Raw genomic sequence first — 16,254 nt, 5'->3', positions numbered from 1 at the left:
GTCATTTAAAATCAATAAAAACGCTCTATTTTTTTTCGATTTCCATTACTCGAAATAGAACCCCTACACCGCGTGCCATATTGTCTATACTTGCGGCCGACAAGGCCGCAATCTCATCAGTCAATAGCACATTCAAGTTGTCACTCCCCACCACAATCGTCACGCTGTCCGCCGGCAACGGCGAAACATCCAACGTAAACTTTTGCAGTACCCGCGCCGCCGCCGCTTTATACGTCAGCAACTTCCCGGCCACGGCATACACCGCCAGCAAGGTTCCACTGGCGAGATAAAATCCGAACTCGCCAATCTCATACTCGCCGTCGCCGTCAAACAGCGCCGCCATCCTGAGCTGGTGGTCGCCCAGGTCTTCGTAATCCACAATGGCGACCCGCTGGCGCTCATCGCGCAGGGCAACTTCAGTGCCGTCGGGGGTGTAGCGGCCGGTGCCGGCGCCGATGTGGGTGATTTCGCCTTTCAAGCCCTGGTTCTTTGCCTGCAGCACTTCATCCAATCCCTTGGAGGTGAAGCGCACCAGGCGCGTGATGTCATCTGTCATGGCTGCGCCCTGAGGTCGTAGTCGTTAATGGTGTAGTGCCGGGCGAGCCCGGTACTGTTAAGCCGGGCAGTCAGCGCCAATTCCGGCAACGCGCCGTCCAGATAAAACTCCCCGTCGCTTAACGGGGCATCGAGAACCTGTGTGAGCGCAAGCTGACCTTCGGTCTCGTGAACAATGGTGATCGTGGCCTGGTCCCGCTCGCTTTTCGCGGCGTTGACGCGGCGGATCAGCCGATTGTGATCACCACTGGACCAACTGCGCCCGATGATCGCCTGCACGTCGAAGGTATACGGCGTACCGATGGGGTGTTGCTGAAACCAGGCACTGATGTCGGGGGTAAAACCCAGTGACTCCACCGCATGGCTCAACGCCTTGGGGGTGCCAGCCTGACGCTGGATCTGCCAGGACAGGGCCACGGTGAGTCGCTTTTCTGACTCGCTGGCATCGGCATCCCATTCGCTGACACCGCGATCGGCAGCCAGATAAGGAAGAAACTCGCTCGGAGTGTGCAGCGGGTTCATCAGCGCCGGAAACGGCGGCATGACCCGGTCGAGCAATACCCCGAACCCCAAATCCAGCGCCTTTTCCAGCGGTGAACTGTTGGCCGGCAACAAACTTGCTTTGAGTTCACTCATAGCGTGCGCACCTCCACCTCGACACCCGTGCAATAAGGGGCCTCGAACGCCGAGCTGACAATCGGCTCCAGCGGTTCAAGGATCTGCAATTGCGCCGCGCCAGCACTGTGGATGGCATAGTCGATCCAGCTCGGGTCCACCCGCCCTTCCAGGCGATGGCAGGACTCGGCGTATGCCTGCAGCAGCTTTTGCGCGGCGACCTGGGTGAGTCCGGAATCCGGTCCGGCATTGATCTTCGCGACCACGCGGATTTTGTACGGCAGGATGTGCGCACCTTGCACACTGACCAGGTCGGTTTCCGGGCGTACATCCGGCCGTGCGAAATGCCGTCGCACGCCGTCCAGCAAGTCGGCAGACGGTGTGCCATCGCCCTCCCGCGCCAGGACAGTGACCATGACCTCACCCGGTGCGGTTCGCCGCCCATTGCCATCCTTGACCCGCACCGCATACCCGTCCGGGTCGAAGGTGTACGTGACCGTGACCACGCCCGGTGTCGCGCTCTGCACATTCACCGCCGGCCGTTCGCCGAGGGTGAACACTTCGCGGCGGTACTGCATGCGTGAGCCGGCGGCCGGGGCGTGGGGAGCGAGGTAGTAGCGCAGCCTGGCGTCGTCGTCGCTTTCCAGGGTCGGCGGCACCGGCGGGAAAGCGGCCGGGTCGCCGGGGTCCAGCACCTGGCGTTCCAGGCCCATATCGGCCAGGCGTGCATCCAGGTTGCTGCCGGTGGCCCACCACGCCAGCATCTGCTTGATGCGGGCGTTGTATTTGCGCTCATGGGTTTGCAGACGCACGCAAAAGGCTTCCAGGGCCAGGGTCAGCAGTTCGCTTTCGTTGTCGAGGCTGACCTTGAGTTTGGCCGCGCTTTGCGGCGCGCGGGTGGCAACATAATCCACCACGAACGCCTTGAATTCGGCCAGCAAGGGTTCGAACTCGTCCACCGCAATGATGGCCGGTTCCGCCAGCTGGTTCTGGCCTGGGATCAGCATGCTCATGTCACGACCTCGAAGGTTTGTTGGCGGTTTTTCCAGGTGCCGGAGAAGCGCAGCAGCAAGCCGGCACCCTGGCGAGTGGCGACGATGACCTGGGGTTGAAAGTCGCCGATGCCGTTCTGCGCGTTGTAGAACGCCTGGGCGGCGTGGCTCTGCGCAAGAATCAGCAGGTCATCGCCAAGGTTCTGGCCCAGCAGTTGCGGCACCCGCGAGCCGTACAACGGACGCTTCTGGCGAGTGCCCAAGGGAGTGGTGAGCGCTCGGGTGGCGCGCTGCACGAATTGCAGCCAGTCATCGACGGCTGCCCCGCTGTTTCGGTCGATACCGATCATGGGATGTCCTTATCGGGGGCTGATGAGGCGCCCTTGGTGGTCCACCACCGGGCCGCTGAAATGCGCACCACTGGCGTCAAGCAACAACGCTGTGCCGCCGATTTGCAGCGCGATGCCCTGGGCGCTGAGGATCAGGCTGGCGGCGCCGACTCGGGCCTCGATCTGTTCGCGCGAACCGGTAAAGGTGGTCGGGCCGTTGACCCAGTTGAACGTGTGGCTGGCGTCGTCGTAGTCGCTCTGCGTACCGTCCTGATGGCGGCGCCGGGTTAAAGACGCAACGCTGGAGACTGGCGGAAACAGACTGCTGTTGAGGCCGAACAAGGCCACGGACTGCGCACCTCCTTCGCCGCCGCCGTAGTTGAGCAACAGGCACTGCTCACCCACCGATGGAATGCGCGTTTCGGTTTGCGCACCGGCGCTGGGATTGAAAAAGCGAATAGCCGGCGTGAGCAGATCGCCATGGCTGACCTTGCAGGTATTGGCGGCAGCATCGACCTGCTGGCAAACGCCGATTCGGCAGAAACTGTCGGCACGTCGATACAGGTCTTCGAGTTGGGCTTCCATTTCTGCCAGACGCTCGACAATCGGCCCCAGTTGCATGCGTAAGAGCGCGTCGAACATGAGTTACTCCGCCAGTGGCTTGTATTGGTCAGGGTCGTTGATGTTGGTGACTTCCCAGGTGCGGGCAAACAAGGGTTGGCCTGTAGGGTCGTTGAGCAACACCGGTCCGATGTAGAGGGTTTGGGTGAAGGAAACAGTCCAGGTGTCGTAGTCCGTTCCTGCACCGGTCCGCGAAGACGGAGTGGCAACGATGTTCGTCGGCAAATCACACTGCGCCTGGGGCAGGCCCCAGCGGTTGTCCAGCACCAGGTCCATCAGTTGACTGGCCAGGTCGCAGGCATCGAACGGCAAGGCACCCGCAGCAACCATGGCCTTGAGTGAAATGGCCAGGGCGTGCGCCTTGCGCCCTTCGGGCGAGCGGATGCCGGGGCCATTGCCCTCGACCGTGACCAGCACGCCGGTGTTTACGCCGCCCTCCTGAAAGTCCTGATGGCTGCCGATTTTCAGGTCGGGAAAGGCAACATGCAGCGCCTGGCCGATGGCTTGCGGCAATTGGGATGGTTTTTCGATGAACGTCATGTCAGTGGCTTCCTTGCAGCAATTAACGCGGATCCTGGCGCGGGCCTTCGTTGATCCCGATACGTTTGGCCGCCCAGCGCTCGTAGAGCCCGATGGCGGCGTCGGCGCCGGCCATGGCGGTCAGGCAGCCGATGGCGCCGGCCGTCCAGATCGACATGCCGGCGGCGTAACACAGCATCAGGGCTGAAACGCCGCAGACCATGCAGGCCCCGGAGCGCAGCGCCAGGCGCCGAATCAGCGACCAGCCACGGGCGCCTTCCTTGTCGGCACGCCACATTTCGCCGGACACCCCGCCGATCACCGCCAATATGATGACCAGCCAGATAGGCATTTCCGCTAACGCTTGTTGTTCGTTTGTCATGTCACGCCTCCTGGCTGAGCACTGGATAGTCCGTTTTTCATTCGCATATAGTTCGATGGGTAGGCATTCCAAAAAGCCCGGTCGCCCGGGCTTTTCAGTAATGCTGTCCGCGGACTTTCGGCGCTACTGGCGCGGTACGGTCCTTTCCTCATTGTTTTTCCGACCACGATCCCTGTCTGCCGGATAACTGCTTCTGGTGCTTTACGCTGCACACCCGGGTCAGTTGCCAACCCTCTGAACCATTAAGGCCGGTTCATCGCTGCCTGTTTTTGAAGCGGTACCCCTAAAGAGCGTCGGCATCCTTGCCGGTGTTGCCTGGCTTCCCTGCCATCGCTTCGATGGCATCCTTGCCGATGTTGCGTGCCTTCCTTGTCTTCCCTGGCGGCATCCTTGCCGCCTCCACCAGACCTTATTGGCTGGCTTGAGGTGAAGAATATGCATGTATGCATATACAGTCAATGCGTAAATGCATTTATTTCTCCCAATGAAATGCATTAATGCATTTCAAGCCAGCGCGGCCTGGGGCTTGAGGCGTTTTACAGGCGAAAAAAAACCTGCTCGTTGGCAGGTTTTGTCTTACAGAGGAAGGTTAGCGAGCGTACATGCCCCACCAGAACACATGACCGAGGATGCTGATCTGCTCGTCCTGTATGTCCTGGAAGCTATAGTCCTCGTCCGGGTGCTCATCGCGATTGAAGCTGCGCAGGCGAATCCCGGAAGGCAGGCGATAGAGCTGTTTAACCCGCAATTGCCCGTTGTGATTGATTGCATACAGGTCGCCGTCAACGATATCGCCAATGCCACTCTTGCCTGCATTCACCCCGACCGTGGCGCCATCACGCAACACCGGCAACATGCTGTTGCCACGCACCGTCACACACTTGGCCTGGTCGAATTGCACACCGTTATGCCGCAGGCTGCGCTTGCCGAACCGCAGGCTGGCCTTTTCGCTTTCCTCGATGACGAATCTTCCTGATCCAGCAGCCAATTCAACCTCACGCAGAAAGGGGATCGACACCTCGTCGTCATTCACGGGGGTGTCGTCGTCCCACAAGCTTATGTCCTTGAGTTCCGAATGCATCGGGTCGCGTTCTTCGTCCCGCTGAGCGCCTACTGCCGCGCGTCCGCGCAACTGATCGGTGCTGACGCGAAAGTACTCGGCAATGCGGGAAATGTGCTTGTCCGACGGGTCAACGATCTTGCCGCTGAGGATCCGGGACAGGGTGGATTGAGGCACACCAGTACGCCGGTGAAGCTCCGTGGGGGAGATCCGGTCGCGATCCAGCAGCTCTTTGAGGACGATTGAAACATTGCGTTTTTGCATAACGGCAGATAGTGCCGAGAGATTCAGCGCTTGGCAAATGCTGATTTGCATATTTTATGCGTTGTGGCCGAATCCTGATCCCGCATTCCGATAATGCGGCGCGTGAAAGCGGTTATCGTCACTTTGATGTGCTAATCAAAAAGCATCTGACGTCGAAAACGCTCACAGATCAGAAATGCCCCAGGGCCAGAGACCGCGAATATCCATTCTCAGCCTCGCCGGTTACCGCAGTTATTGTGCTCGGTCTGGAAGTGAATACAGCTTCCAAACCGAGCGCGATTCCTGTGCTTGGCCAGGCATGCACATCGCTGCTAACGAACGTTTTTATCCAGAAACTCACGAATCACCGGAATGATTTCCCGGCCGTGGGTTTCCAGCGCGAAGTGCCCCGTGTCGTAAAAACGAATATCCGCCTTGGGCAGATCGCGCTTCCACGCCTGTGCCCCGGCCGGCAGGAAGAACGGATCGTTTTTCCCCCACACCGCCAGCAGCGGTGGCTGGTACTCGCGAAAGTACGCCTGGAACGCGGGGTACATGGCCACGTTCGAGGCGTAATCCAGCAACAGGTCCAACTGAATGTCCACATTGCCCGGCTTCGTGACTTGCAGCCCTTCCAGGGTGTAGCCGTCCGGCGACACCGTGCTCTTGTCGGCCACCCCTTCAAGGTATTGCCACTTGATGGAAGCCGGTGTCGGGAAGTCGTGCAGCGCGTCGCGGTTCTGTTGCGTCGGTGCGTGCCAGTACTTCTGGATAGGCGCCCAGCTGTCGCCCAAGCCTTCCTCATACGCGTTGCCGTTCTGCGAAATGATCGCCGTGACTCGCTCCGGATGGGCGACCGCAAGACGCCATCCCACCGGCGCGCCGTAGTCGTGAACCATGAGCGCGTACTTCTGGAGCTTGAGCTGCTCGGTGAACTGGCCGACGGTCTTCGCCAGTTGGCTGAACGTGTAGGGATAGTCGCCCCGCGCAGGCGCTTCGGTGAAGCCGAACGCCGGCAGGTCCGGCGCAATCACGTGATAGCGGTCGGCGAGTTCGGGAAGCAGGTCGCGAAACATGAACGATGAGGCGGCGAAACCGTGAAGCAACAACACCGTCGGTGCGCTGGGGTTGCCTGCCTCGCGGTAGAACACTTTCACATCACCTACTTGCTCGTAGCGGTAATGAACCTGGCGCGTTGCATCGGCGGCTTGCGCGCCGCCTGCCAACAGGGAAGCCGCGAGCGCGGCAGCGGCAATGGGTTTGGACGATGTCATGACGATTTCCTTGTAACCGTTAAATTTGAGGTTTGAAGGTTACGTACGATTTTGGTAACCTGTCAAACATATTTTATGAGTTACAAAAAAATGATGACCTCGACCCCTACCGCCTCCGGCGCGCTCTTCCTGGCTGACAACCTCGCCCTCGACTTCATCAACAGTGAGTACGGCGTGGGCGAGCAACAGCATGACTGCCTCAGCGATGATCAAAGCGTGACGAATTGGCTCAAGATGGCAGGGCTGTTGCCGGAGAACGCTCAACTGCAAGCGCCCCAGGGCCTGCTCGCCGAAGCACGCCAACTGCGTGACGCTGCAAGGGCGCTGGTGAACGCTGCAATGAATGGCGTTGCGGTGGATCTCGGCGTGATCAACCAGGTGCTTGAGGCAGGTCGCCCGTTCAGCAGGCTGGAATGGGAGAGCCAGGCGCAGGGATATCGGCTGGGCGTTCACCGAACGGACAACAGCCCGGAAAGCTTGCTGTGGCCGATAGCCGATGCGTTGGTGAATGTGGTGACGGGCGACAAGTTCGAATTCGTACGCCAGTGCGAGGCGCATGACTGCATTCTGCTCTTCCATGACTTGAGCAAATCCCACCGTCGCCGCTGGTGCAGCATGGCGACCTGCGGCAATCGCATGAAAGTGGCGGCGTTCCGGTCGAGGAAAAAACCTGACTAAGCGCCAAAAAGGGCGCGGCGCATTTGAATAAGTGCATCGTCCTCCTTTTGTGTTTTACCTGGCCGTTTGCAACCTGCGAACCCCCGACCTCGCGTGTTAACCTTGCGCCCATCGCAATAAATGCTGGGCCAAGCGCCCCTTTGCCCCACCACTTTCAACGAATTTGCCTACTATCCAATGAGTAAAAACAGCTCCGATCTGTCTTCCCACACCCCAATGATGCAGCAGTACTGGCGCCTGAAAAACCAGCACCCTGATCAGTTGATGTTCTATCGCATGGGCGACTTCTACGAAATCTTCTACGAAGACGCGAAGAAGGCCGCCAAGCTGCTGGACATCACTCTGACAGCGCGAGGGCAATCGGCGGGGCAGTCGATTCCGATGTGCGGGATTCCTTACCATTCGTTGGAAGGCTATCTGGTCAAGCTGGTCAAGCTGGGCGAGTCAGTGGTGATCTGTGAGCAGATCGGCGATCCGGCCACCAGCAAAGGGCCAGTGGAACGTCAGGTGGTGCGCATCATTACGCCGGGCACGGTGAGTGATGAGGCGCTGCTGGATGAGCGGCGCGATAACCTGATCGCGGCGGTGCTGGGTGATGAGCGTCTGTTCGGGCTTTCGGTGCTGGATATCACCAGCGGCAATTTCAGCGTGCTGGAGATCAAGGGCTGGGAGAATCTGCTGGCGGAGCTTGAGCGTATCAATCCGGTGGAATTGCTGATCCCGGATGACTGGCCCAAAGACCTGCCGGCGGAAAAGCGCCGTGGGACCAAGCGTCGCGCGCCGTGGGATTTTGAGCGTGACTCGGCGCTGAAAAGCCTGTGCCAGCAATTCTCGGTGCAGGACCTTAAAGGCTTCGGCTGTGAAACCCTGACCCTCGCCATTGGCGCGGCCGGTTGCCTGCTCAGCTATGCCAGGGAAACCCAGCGCACCGCCCTGCCGCACTTGCGCAGCCTGCGTCATGAGCGGCTGGACGATACCGTGGTGCTGGACGGCGCCAGCCGTCGCAACCTGGAACTGGACACCAACCTCAGCGGCGGGCGTGACAACACCCTGCAATCGGTGGTCGACCGTTGCCAGACCGCCATGGGCAGCCGCTTGCTGACCCGCTGGCTGAACCGTCCGCTGCGGGATTTGCGCGTGCTGCAAGCGCGACAGACGTCCATCACCTGCCTGCTGGACGGCTATCGCTTTGAAAAGCTGCAGCCGCAACTCAAGGAAATCGGTGATATCGAGCGCATCCTCGCGCGGATCGGCTTGCGTAATGCGCGGCCCCGTGACCTGGCGCGACTGCGTGATGCCTTGAGCGCGCTGCCGCAGTTGCAAGAGGCGATGACCGAACTGGACACGCCGCACCTGCAACAGTTGGCGGTGACGGCAGGTACGTACCCGGATCTGGCCGCGCTGCTGGAAAAGGCCATTATCGACAACCCGCCCGCCATCATCCGTGACGGAGGGGTGCTCAAGACCGGCTACGACAGCGAGCTGGACGAGCTGCAATCCTTGAGCGAAAACGCCGGTCAGTTCCTGATCGATCTGGAAGCCCGTGAAAAAGCGCGAACGGGCCTGGCCAACCTGAAAGTCGGCTACAACCGTGTGCACGGCTACTTTATCGAGTTGCCAAGCAAGCAGGCCGAGTCGGCCCCCATCGACTATCAGCGTCGCCAGACCCTTAAAGGGGCCGAGCGCTTTATCACGCCTGAGCTCAAGGCGTTCGAAGACAAGGCGCTGTCGGCCAAGAGCCGCGCCCTTGCGCGGGAAAAAATGCTCTATGAGGCCCTGCTCGAAGACCTGATCAGCCGCCTGGCGCCCCTGCAGGACACCGCGGCCGCCCTGGCGGAGCTGGATGTGCTGAGCAATCTGGCCGAGCGTGCGCTGAACCTGGACTTGAACTGCCCGCGTTTTGTCAGCGAGCCGTGCATGCGCATCGTGCAGGGTCGCCATCCGGTGGTGGAGCAGGTATTGACTACCCCGTTCGTGGCCAACGACCTGGCGCTGGATGACGATACCCGCATGTTGGTGATCACCGGTCCCAACATGGGTGGTAAATCCACTTACATGCGTCAGACCGCTTTGATTGTATTGCTGGCGCATATCGGCAGCTTTGTGCCGGCGGCGAGCTGTGAGTTGTCGCTGGTGGACCGCATTTTCACGCGGATCGGTTCCAGCGATGACCTGGCCGGTGGCCGTTCGACCTTCATGGTGGAGATGAGCGAAACCGCCAACATCCTGCACAACGCCACCGAGCGCAGCCTGGTGCTGATGGACGAAGTCGGACGCGGCACCAGCACCTTCGACGGCCTCTCCCTGGCCTGGGCGGCTGCCGAGCGCCTGGCGCACCTGCGTGCCTATACGCTGTTTGCCACCCATTATTTCGAACTCACGGTACTGCCGGAAAACGAGCCGCTGGTGGCCAACGTGCACCTTAACGCCACTGAGCACAACGAGCGTATCGTGTTCCTGCACCATGTGCTGCCAGGCCCGGCCAGCCAGAGCTACGGCCTGGCCGTGGCACAACTGGCCGGCGTGCCGGGCGACGTAATCACCCGCGCCCGCGAGCACCTCAGCCGTCTGGAAACCACGGCGCTGCCCCATGAAAACGCGGTGGCCAGCCCCGCCAAGGCCAGCAGGAAACCCGCCGCACCGCATCAGAGCGACATGTTCGCCAGTTTGCCCCACCCGGTGCTGGACGAACTGGCCAAACTCGATATCGATGACCTGACGCCGCGCAAAGCGCTCGAAATGTTATATGCACTGAAGACTCGGATATAACGCAGACGCTTGCAAGCTGGTAGACTCTCGCGCGGTTTGGGATGCTGCAGGCTCTTAGCCTGGCCTGCAGACTATCGCTCCCGAACCTCGCGAGCCCCGCCACAAGGGGTTTCGCTGCCGCCGCCTGAGGAGAGAATTAGAAATGACCTTCGTCGTCACCGACAACTGCATCAAGTGCAAGTACACCGACTGCGTAGAAGTGTGTCCGGTGGACTGCTTCTACGAAGGCCCGAACTTCCTGGTCATCCACCCGGACGAGTGCATTGACTGCGCCCTGTGTGAGCCTGAATGCCCGGCCGTCGCGATTTTCTCCGAGGATGAAATTCCGGCAGGTATGGAAAACTTCATTCAATTGAATGTCGAGCTGGCGGAGATCTGGCCAAACATCACCGAAAAGAAAGACTCGCTGCCGGACGCGGCCGAGTGGGACGGCAAGACAGGCAAGATCGAATTCCTGGAGCGCTGAAACGCGCCACCGCCCCAATAAAAAAGGCCCTTTGCGGGCCTTTTTTGCATTCCAGGGCGGCTATTTAACGGGCAGGTATTTCACTTTTCTGCAGGCGAAAAAAAGGGGCGGTATGACCCGCCCACATTTCTTCCCTGTCCCTGTATTCCTTTTTCATCGTCCTGATGAATCGCATCCTGCGACGCTCCTTCAAACCACCGTTCCTTGATGGCCGTGTCATTCCGTGGACACAGGGCTGATGTTAAAGAGTTCCAAGGGATGTTCAACCGGATACTACGGAGCTGCTGACAGGTGCCGGAGTCCAAGACTCTATAAATAATTGTTGTTTTTCAAAAGGATAGAAAAATCTCGCAGCGATTCAAGGCAGACATGGCGAGCAAAAAAACCAAACACTTACGGAAAAGTAAGCCAATGCTTACATCAGCGATTGCGTAAAAGCGCAAGGACACGCTTGAAGCGTAGTTTTGCAGGCGCGAGCACGCTCGCCCCTGCAGTGTGAGGATCAGTCGTCGCTGACCGTAATGGTCGGCATTGCCGGCGCTGCCGCTTCCTGCAATACGATGCGCGCCCCGACATGACGCGCCAGTTCCTGATAAACCATCGCGATCTGGCCATCGGGTTCTGCTGCCACGGTGGGTTTGCCGCCGTCGGCCTGCTCGCGAATGCTCATCGACAGCGGCAACGAGGCCAGCAGCTCGACGTCGTATTGGCTCGCCAGCTTTTCACCACCGCCTTCGCCAAACAGATGCTCGGCATGCCCGCAGTTGGAACAGATATGCACGGCCATGTTTTCCACCACGCCCAGTACCGGGATGTTGACCTTGCGGAACATCTCCACGCCCTTCCTGGCGTCAAGCAGCGCCAGGTCCTGGGGGGTGGTGACGATGACCGAGCCGGCCACCGGAACTTTCTGCGCCAGGGTCAACTGGATATCACCCGTGCCGGGTGGCATGTCGATCACCAGGTAGTCCAGGTCGCCCCAGGCGGTCTGGGTGACCAATTGCAATAACGCGCCCGACACCATCGGCCCGCGCCACACCATCGGCGTGTTGTCATCGGTGAGAAAGGCCATGGACATGACTTCCACACCCAGAGACTCGATCGGCACGAACCATTTCTGGTCCTTGACCTTCGGCCGCGTGCCTTCGGCGATACCGAACATCACGCCCTGGCTGGGGCCGTAGATATCCGCGTCGAGAATGCCCACCCGCGCGCCCTCACGTGCCAGGGCCAGGGCCAGGTTGGCGGCCGTGGTCGATTTGCCTACGCCGCCCTTGCCGGACGCCACGGCGATCACGTTCTTCACGTTGGCCAGGCCAGGGATCTGCGCCTGGGCCTTGTGCGGCGCGATCACGCATTGAATGTCGACCGTGGCTGTGCGCACGCCGTCCAGGCCTTCGATGGCCATCTGCAGCATCTGCGCCCAGCCGCGCTTGAACAGGCCTGCGGCATAGCCCAGTTCCAACTCAACGGTTACCTGGTCACCCTGGACCTCGATGGCGCGTACGCAACCGGCACTCACCGGATCCTGGTTCAAATAGGGGTCGGTGTACTGGCGAAGAACGGCTTCCACCGCTGCGCGATTGACGGCGCTCATGGGCTACTCCCGAAAAAAAAGGACTGACTGAAACAGGCGGCTATCCTAACCGTTCCGCTCGCTCAACGGCATGCTTTCGGCTGTGCGCAAGAGACTGAAACAGCGCCACGGGGTGAAATAAATCGCCCGGCGCTTTATAGTGGCCGACCTCCGTTTCATCAAGTAGCCGAGCCCCATGTCCGAGCCACGCAAGATCCTCGTCACCAGCGCCCTGCCCTATGCCAATGGTTCCATCCATCTTGGCCATATGCTTGAGTACATCCAGACCGATATGTGGGTGCGCTTCCAGAAGCATCGCGGCAACCAATGCATTTATGTCTGCGCCGACGACGCCCATGGTTCGGCCATCATGCTTCGCGCCGAAAAGGAAGGGATCACCCCGGAACAACTGATCGCCAACGTGCAGGCTGAACACAGCGCCGACTTTGCCGAGTTCCTGGTGGATTTCGACAACTTCCACTCGACCCACTCCGAAGAGAACCGTGAGCTGTCGAGCCAGATCTACACGCGACTGCGTGATGCCGGGCACATTGATACGCGCTCGATCACCCAGTATTTCGACCCGGAAAAGAAGATGTTCCTGGCCGACCGCTTCATCAAGGGCACCTGCCCGAAATGCGGCACCGATGACCAGTACGGCGATAACTGCGAGAAGTGCGGCGCCACCTACGCCCCCACTGACCTGAAGAATCCGAAGTCGGCCATCTCCGGCGCCACGCCGGTGCTCAAGGACTCGCAGCACTTCTTCTTCAAGCTTCCGGACTTCCAGGAGATGCTGCAGACCTGGACCCGCAGCGGCACCCTGCAGGATGCCGTCGCCAACAAGATCGCCGAATGGCTGGATGCCGGCCTGCAACAGTGGGACATTTCCCGCGATGCGCCGTATTTCGGCTTCGAGATTCCGGGCGAGCCGGGCAAGTATTTCTACGTGTGGCTGGACGCGCCAATCGGCTACATGGCCAGCTTCAAGAACCTGTGCGACCGTACGCCGGACCTGGACTTCGATGCCTTCTGGGCCAAAGACTCCACCGCCGAGCTGTACCACTTCATCGGCAAGGACATCGTCAACTTCCACGCCCTGTTCTGGCCGGCGATGCTCGAAGGCTCGGGTTATCGCAAGCCGACCGGCATTGCCGTACACGGCTACCTGACCGTCAATGGCCAGAAGATGTCCAAGTCCCGTGGCACCTTTATCAAGGCGCGCACCTACCTGGACCACCTGTCGCCGGAATACCTGCGCTACTACTACGCCTCCAAGTTGGGCCGTGGCGTCGACGACCTCGACTTGAACCTTGAGGACTTCGTACAGAAGGTCAACTCCGACCTGGTAGGCAAAGTCGTCAACATTGCCAGCCGTTGCGCCGGGTTCATCCACAAGGGCAACGCCGGTCTCATGGTGGCGGACAACGCCGCGCCGGAGCTGACCGAGGCTTTCCTGGCCGCTGCGCCAGGTATCGCCGACGCCTATGAAGCCCGTGACTTCGCCCGCGCCATGCGCGAGATCATGGGCCTGGCCGACCGCGCCAACGCGTGGATCGCCGTCAAGGCGCCATGGTCGCTGAACAAGCAGGAAGGCAAAGAGGCTGAAGTACAGGCAATCTGCGCCACCGGCGTCAATCTGTTCCGCCAGTTGGTGATCTTCCTCAAACCGGTGCTGCCGTTGCTGGCGGCCGATGCCGAGGCGTTCCTCAACGTCGCGCCGTTGACCTGGAACGATCACGCCACACTGCTGGGTAATCATCAATTGAATGCGTTCAAACCCCTGATGACCCGCATCGACCCGGTGAAAGTCCAGGCCATGACCGACGCCTCGAAAGAAGACCTGATCGCCAGCCAGACCGACACGGGTGCATCTGCCTCCGCCGGCAACGGCGAACTGGCCAAGGACCCGTTGTCACCGGAAATCGACTTCGACGCCTTTGACGCTGTGGACCTGCGTGTGGCACTGATTCTCAAGGCCGAAGCCGTGGAAGGTGCCGATAAACTGCTGCGTCTGACACTGGACCTGGGTGGCGAGCAGCGCAACGTGTTCTCCGGCATCAAGAGCGCGTACCCGGACCCGTCCAAGCTCGATGGGCGCCTGACCATGATGGTCGCCAACCTCAAGCCGCGCAAAATGAAGTTCGGCATCTCCGAAGGCATGGTGATGGCCGCCGGCCCTGGTGGTGAGGAAATCTACCTGCTGAGCCCGGACAGCGGCGCCAAGCCGGGACAGCGCATCAAGTAGTAATGACAGGTTTCAATGCATGAGCCTGATTCAACGTATCGACGCGCTGTTACCGCAGACCCAATGCGGCAAGTGCGGGCACCCGGGCTGCAGGCCTTACGCCGAGGGCATCGCTCTGGGGGAGGCGATCAACAAGTGCCCGCCCGGCGGACAGGAGACGATCGTCGGGCTTGCACACCTGCTGAATGTGCCGGTGCTGGATCTGGACACGGCCCGTGGCGAAGCCCCGGCACAGGTTGCCTATATCCGCGAAGCCGAGTGCATCGGGTGCACCAAATGCATTCAGGCGTGCCCGGTGGATGCCATTGTCGGCGCCGCAAAGCTGATGCACAGCGTGATCATCGATGAATGCACAGGCTGCGACCTGTGCGTGGCGCCCTGCCCGGTCGATTGCATCGACATGCGTCCCCTGACTACTGCCCTGCCGATTGTCGGCGACCTCGCGGCCAACGATCATCAACGCCATCTGCGCAGCATCAAGCGCGACCGGGCGCGGCGTCGCTTTGAACAACGCAACGCACGCCTGAAGCGGGAGGACACACACAGGATTGCCGAGCGCCTGGCGCGGGTCCAGCCGCCACTCCCTCCCCCCCCAAAACCGATCGATGCCGCCGAGGCTGCCGTCAAGAAAGCCAAAGTCGGCGTCGCGATGAGTCGCGCACAGCTGCATAAATCCCTGAAGGCGTTCGGTCACCCGCCGACCTTTGAACAGCAGTCACAACTGATCATCCTGCAGCAGCACTTCGAGGCGGCGGAACGCACGCTGGCCGCACTGCTTGAACCCACCTCAACATCACGCTGACCGCCAGCAAGGAACACCCGCCCGATGAACGCCGCCAAACGCCTGGAAATTTTCCGCAGGCTTCACGAAGACAACCCGGAACCCAAGACCGAACTGGCCTACTCATCGCCATTCGAGTTGCTGATTGCGGTGATTCTCTCGGCGCAGTCCACGGACGTCGGCGTCAACAAGGCCACGGCCAGGCTGTATCCCGTCGCAAACACGCCGGCAGCGATCCATGCGCTGGGTGTTGAAGGTTTGTCCGAATACATCAAGACCATCGGCCTGTACAACAGCAAGGCAAAAAATGTGATTGCGACCTGCCGGATGCTGATGGAGCTGCATGGCGGTGAAGTGCCACAAACCCGCGAGGCCCTGGAAGCCCTCCCCGGCGTGGGACGCAAGACTGCCAACGTGGTGCTGAACACCGCGTTCCGGCAACTGACCATGGCGGTGGATACGCATATTTTTCGCGTCAGCAACCGCACCGGTATTGCCCGCGGAAAAAACGTGGTGGAAGTGGAAAAGCAGCTGATGAAATTTGTGCCAAGGCAATATCTGCTCGATTCCCATCATTGGCTGATCCTGCACGGGCGCTATGTCTGCCAGGCACGCAAGCCACGCTGCGGCAGCTGTCGCATCGAAGACCTGTGTGAATACAAGGAAAAAACCTCCGATGATTGAGCGATCATTGGTTTTATTGATTCGACGATTGAAAAAATCTTTTTTACCCGCCCGTGAATTATCGTTATAAGGAGCGCCAACGGCAGTCTTAGCCCGGAGTTAACCTTATGAGCGCTGGCGAAGAACAACTGGAAATGAGCGACGACCTCGTTGAGTCGGATGACGACGTGGTAGAGACGCCTGTGGTTGAGGTGGCCAAGACCAATTTGAGCAAACGCCGCACCATCGACAATCTCCTTGAAGAGCGACGTTTGAAAAAACAGTTGGCCGACTACGACTTCGACCTCTGATACAACCGAAAACGGTCAGAAGCCTCCCTTACGGAGGCTTTTTTCTGGTGCGCCAGGCATGGCGCGTTGCGCGAAGCGCAACCAGTTTGGCTGTGGTGGCCACGCTGGTGACTTGGAGGTGAAAGTCCTCTACACACCCGGCAAGGGGAAGTGTTAGCCAGAGGCAAGGGTG

17 protein-coding genes are annotated in these 16,254 nt (G+C 60.0%); 7 read left to right on the top strand and 10 right to left on the bottom strand.

Features of this window, described 5'->3' with window-relative positions; all coding sequences use genetic code 11:
* Window positions 1-25: 25 nt before the first annotated feature.
* The 9 genes from LUB09_RS05290 to LUB09_RS05250 all read right to left on the bottom strand — a co-directional run bounded on the left by LUB09_RS05290 (window position 26) and on the right by LUB09_RS05250 (window position 6,590).
* Window positions 26-556, bottom strand: a complete 531-nt coding sequence (locus LUB09_RS05290) for a phage tail protein (protein WP_231421865.1) — start codon at window positions 554-556, stop codon at window positions 26-28.
* Window positions 553-1,191 carry a phage tail protein I gene (locus tag LUB09_RS05285; protein WP_209989329.1) on the bottom strand — a complete coding sequence of 213 codons (639 nt, stop codon included), beginning with the start codon at window positions 1,189-1,191 and terminating at the stop codon, window positions 553-555. The genes LUB09_RS05290 and LUB09_RS05285 overlap by 4 nt, the downstream gene beginning before the upstream one ends.
* Window positions 1,188-2,183 carry a baseplate J/gp47 family protein gene (locus LUB09_RS05280; protein ID WP_231421864.1) on the bottom strand — a complete coding sequence of 332 codons (996 nt, stop codon included), beginning with the start codon at window positions 2,181-2,183 and terminating at the stop codon, window positions 1,188-1,190. The genes LUB09_RS05285 and LUB09_RS05280 overlap by 4 nt, the downstream gene beginning before the upstream one ends.
* Window positions 2,180-2,512: a hypothetical protein gene (locus LUB09_RS05275; protein ID WP_015371360.1), complete on the bottom strand. Its 333-nt coding sequence runs from the start codon at window positions 2,510-2,512 to the stop codon at window positions 2,180-2,182. Before LUB09_RS05275 ends, LUB09_RS05280 begins: the two co-directional genes overlap by 4 nt.
* 9 nt (window positions 2,513-2,521) lie before the next feature.
* Complete coding sequence (locus tag LUB09_RS05270) at window positions 2,522-3,133, bottom strand: phage baseplate assembly protein V (RefSeq protein WP_231421863.1); 612 nt, start codon at window positions 3,131-3,133, stop codon at window positions 2,522-2,524.
* A gap of 3 nt (window positions 3,134-3,136) precedes the next feature.
* Complete coding sequence (locus tag LUB09_RS05265) at window positions 3,137-3,652, bottom strand: hypothetical protein (RefSeq protein WP_209989319.1); 516 nt, start codon at window positions 3,650-3,652, stop codon at window positions 3,137-3,139.
* Window positions 3,653-3,674: 22 nt separating this feature from the next.
* Complete coding sequence (locus tag LUB09_RS05260; RefSeq protein ID WP_003231384.1) at window positions 3,675-4,013, bottom strand: phage holin family protein; 339 nt, start codon at window positions 4,011-4,013, stop codon at window positions 3,675-3,677.
* A gap of 589 nt (window positions 4,014-4,602) precedes the next feature.
* Window positions 4,603-5,337: a LexA family transcriptional regulator gene (locus LUB09_RS05255; RefSeq protein WP_209990705.1), complete on the bottom strand. Its 735-nt coding sequence runs from the start codon at window positions 5,335-5,337 to the stop codon at window positions 4,603-4,605.
* Window positions 5,338-5,648: 311 nt separating this feature from the next.
* Window positions 5,649-6,590: an alpha/beta fold hydrolase gene (locus LUB09_RS05250; protein WP_231421861.1), complete on the bottom strand. Its 942-nt coding sequence runs from the start codon at window positions 6,588-6,590 to the stop codon at window positions 5,649-5,651.
* 75 nt (window positions 6,591-6,665) lie between these two features.
* Here LUB09_RS05250 and LUB09_RS05245 point away from each other — a divergent pair, with 75 nt between their 5' ends.
* The 3 genes from LUB09_RS05245 to fdxA all read left to right on the top strand — a co-directional run bounded on the left by LUB09_RS05245 (window position 6,666) and on the right by fdxA (window position 10,503).
* The gene (locus LUB09_RS05245) at window positions 6,666-7,268 is read left to right on the top strand and encodes a CGNR zinc finger domain-containing protein (protein ID WP_231421860.1); all 603 of its coding nucleotides are present in this window, start codon (window positions 6,666-6,668) and stop codon (window positions 7,266-7,268) included.
* A gap of 177 nt (window positions 7,269-7,445) precedes the next feature.
* Window positions 7,446-10,037 carry a DNA mismatch repair protein MutS gene (gene mutS, locus LUB09_RS05240; RefSeq protein ID WP_231421859.1) on the top strand — a complete coding sequence of 864 codons (2,592 nt, stop codon included), beginning with the start codon at window positions 7,446-7,448 and terminating at the stop codon, window positions 10,035-10,037.
* Window positions 10,038-10,179: 142 nt separating this feature from the next.
* On the top strand, window positions 10,180-10,503 hold the full coding sequence (gene fdxA / locus LUB09_RS05235) for a ferredoxin FdxA (RefSeq protein WP_057007697.1): 324 nt from the start codon (window positions 10,180-10,182) through the stop codon (window positions 10,501-10,503).
* 502 nt (window positions 10,504-11,005) lie between these two features.
* Here fdxA and apbC read toward each other — a convergent pair.
* Window positions 11,006-12,100 (bottom strand): iron-sulfur cluster carrier protein ApbC, encoded by a 1,095-nt coding sequence (gene apbC / locus LUB09_RS05230; protein WP_209989310.1) that lies wholly within the window; start codon window positions 12,098-12,100, stop codon window positions 11,006-11,008.
* 175 nt (window positions 12,101-12,275) lie between these two features.
* Between apbC and metG the strand changes: the two genes are divergently transcribed.
* The 4 genes from metG to LUB09_RS05210 all read left to right on the top strand — a co-directional run bounded on the left by metG (window position 12,276) and on the right by LUB09_RS05210 (window position 16,082).
* Entirely contained in the window at window positions 12,276-14,327 is a 2,052-nt protein-coding gene (gene metG, locus LUB09_RS05225) for a methionine--tRNA ligase (protein ID WP_231421858.1), read from the top strand.
* 19 nt (window positions 14,328-14,346) lie between these two features.
* The gene (rsxB, locus tag LUB09_RS05220) at window positions 14,347-15,129 is read left to right on the top strand and encodes an electron transport complex subunit RsxB (RefSeq protein ID WP_209989292.1); all 783 of its coding nucleotides are present in this window, start codon (window positions 14,347-14,349) and stop codon (window positions 15,127-15,129) included.
* Between the two features lie 24 nt (window positions 15,130-15,153).
* Window positions 15,154-15,792, top strand: coding sequence for an endonuclease III (nth, locus tag LUB09_RS05215; RefSeq protein ID WP_209989289.1), 639 nt, complete (start codon window positions 15,154-15,156; stop codon window positions 15,790-15,792).
* 134 nt (window positions 15,793-15,926) lie between these two features.
* Window positions 15,927-16,082 carry a PA3496 family putative envelope integrity protein gene (locus LUB09_RS05210; RefSeq protein WP_373460609.1) on the top strand — a complete coding sequence of 52 codons (156 nt, stop codon included), beginning with the start codon at window positions 15,927-15,929 and terminating at the stop codon, window positions 16,080-16,082.
* Window positions 16,083-16,254: the final 172 nt, after the last annotated feature.

Origin of the sequence: Pseudomonas sp. Leaf59, from assembly GCF_920984685.1 — a bacterium.
GTDB lineage: Bacteria > Pseudomonadota > Gammaproteobacteria > Pseudomonadales > Pseudomonadaceae > Aquipseudomonas.
This window is presented reverse-complemented; position numbering and strand designations above follow the sequence as displayed.

Excerpts from the sequence above, each read along its gene's own strand:
- LUB09_RS05290 (WP_231421865.1), bottom strand. The coding sequence starts at position 556 with ATGACAGATGACATCACGCGCCTGGTGCGCTTCACCTCCAAGGGATTG.
- LUB09_RS05285 (WP_209989329.1), bottom strand. The coding sequence starts at position 1,191 with ATGAGTGAACTCAAAGCAAGTTTGTTGCCGGCCAACAGTTCACCGCTG.
- LUB09_RS05280 (WP_231421864.1), bottom strand. The coding sequence starts at position 2,183 with ATGAGCATGCTGATCCCAGGCCAGAACCAGCTGGCGGAACCGGCCATC.
- LUB09_RS05275 (WP_015371360.1), bottom strand. The coding sequence starts at position 2,512 with ATGATCGGTATCGACCGAAACAGCGGGGCAGCCGTCGATGACTGGCTG.
- LUB09_RS05270 (WP_231421863.1), bottom strand. The coding sequence starts at position 3,133 with ATGTTCGACGCGCTCTTACGCATGCAACTGGGGCCGATTGTCGAGCGT.
- LUB09_RS05265 (WP_209989319.1), bottom strand. The coding sequence starts at position 3,652 with ATGACGTTCATCGAAAAACCATCCCAATTGCCGCAAGCCATCGGCCAG.
- LUB09_RS05260 (WP_003231384.1), bottom strand. The coding sequence starts at position 4,013 with ATGACAAACGAACAACAAGCGTTAGCGGAAATGCCTATCTGGCTGGTC.
- LUB09_RS05255 (WP_209990705.1), bottom strand. The coding sequence starts at position 5,337 with ATGCAAAAACGCAATGTTTCAATCGTCCTCAAAGAGCTGCTGGATCGC.
- LUB09_RS05250 (WP_231421861.1), bottom strand. The coding sequence starts at position 6,590 with ATGACATCGTCCAAACCCATTGCCGCTGCCGCGCTCGCGGCTTCCCTG.
- LUB09_RS05245 (WP_231421860.1), top strand. The coding sequence starts at position 6,666 with ATGAGTTACAAAAAAATGATGACCTCGACCCCTACCGCCTCCGGCGCG.
- mutS (WP_231421859.1), top strand. The coding sequence starts at position 7,446 with ATGAGTAAAAACAGCTCCGATCTGTCTTCCCACACCCCAATGATGCAG.
- fdxA (WP_057007697.1), top strand. The coding sequence starts at position 10,180 with ATGACCTTCGTCGTCACCGACAACTGCATCAAGTGCAAGTACACCGAC.
- apbC (WP_209989310.1), bottom strand. The coding sequence starts at position 12,100 with ATGAGCGCCGTCAATCGCGCAGCGGTGGAAGCCGTTCTTCGCCAGTAC.
- metG (WP_231421858.1), top strand. The coding sequence starts at position 12,276 with ATGTCCGAGCCACGCAAGATCCTCGTCACCAGCGCCCTGCCCTATGCC.
- rsxB (WP_209989292.1), top strand. The coding sequence starts at position 14,347 with ATGAGCCTGATTCAACGTATCGACGCGCTGTTACCGCAGACCCAATGC.
- nth (WP_209989289.1), top strand. The coding sequence starts at position 15,154 with ATGAACGCCGCCAAACGCCTGGAAATTTTCCGCAGGCTTCACGAAGAC.
- LUB09_RS05210 (WP_373460609.1), top strand. The coding sequence starts at position 15,927 with ATGAGCGACGACCTCGTTGAGTCGGATGACGACGTGGTAGAGACGCCT.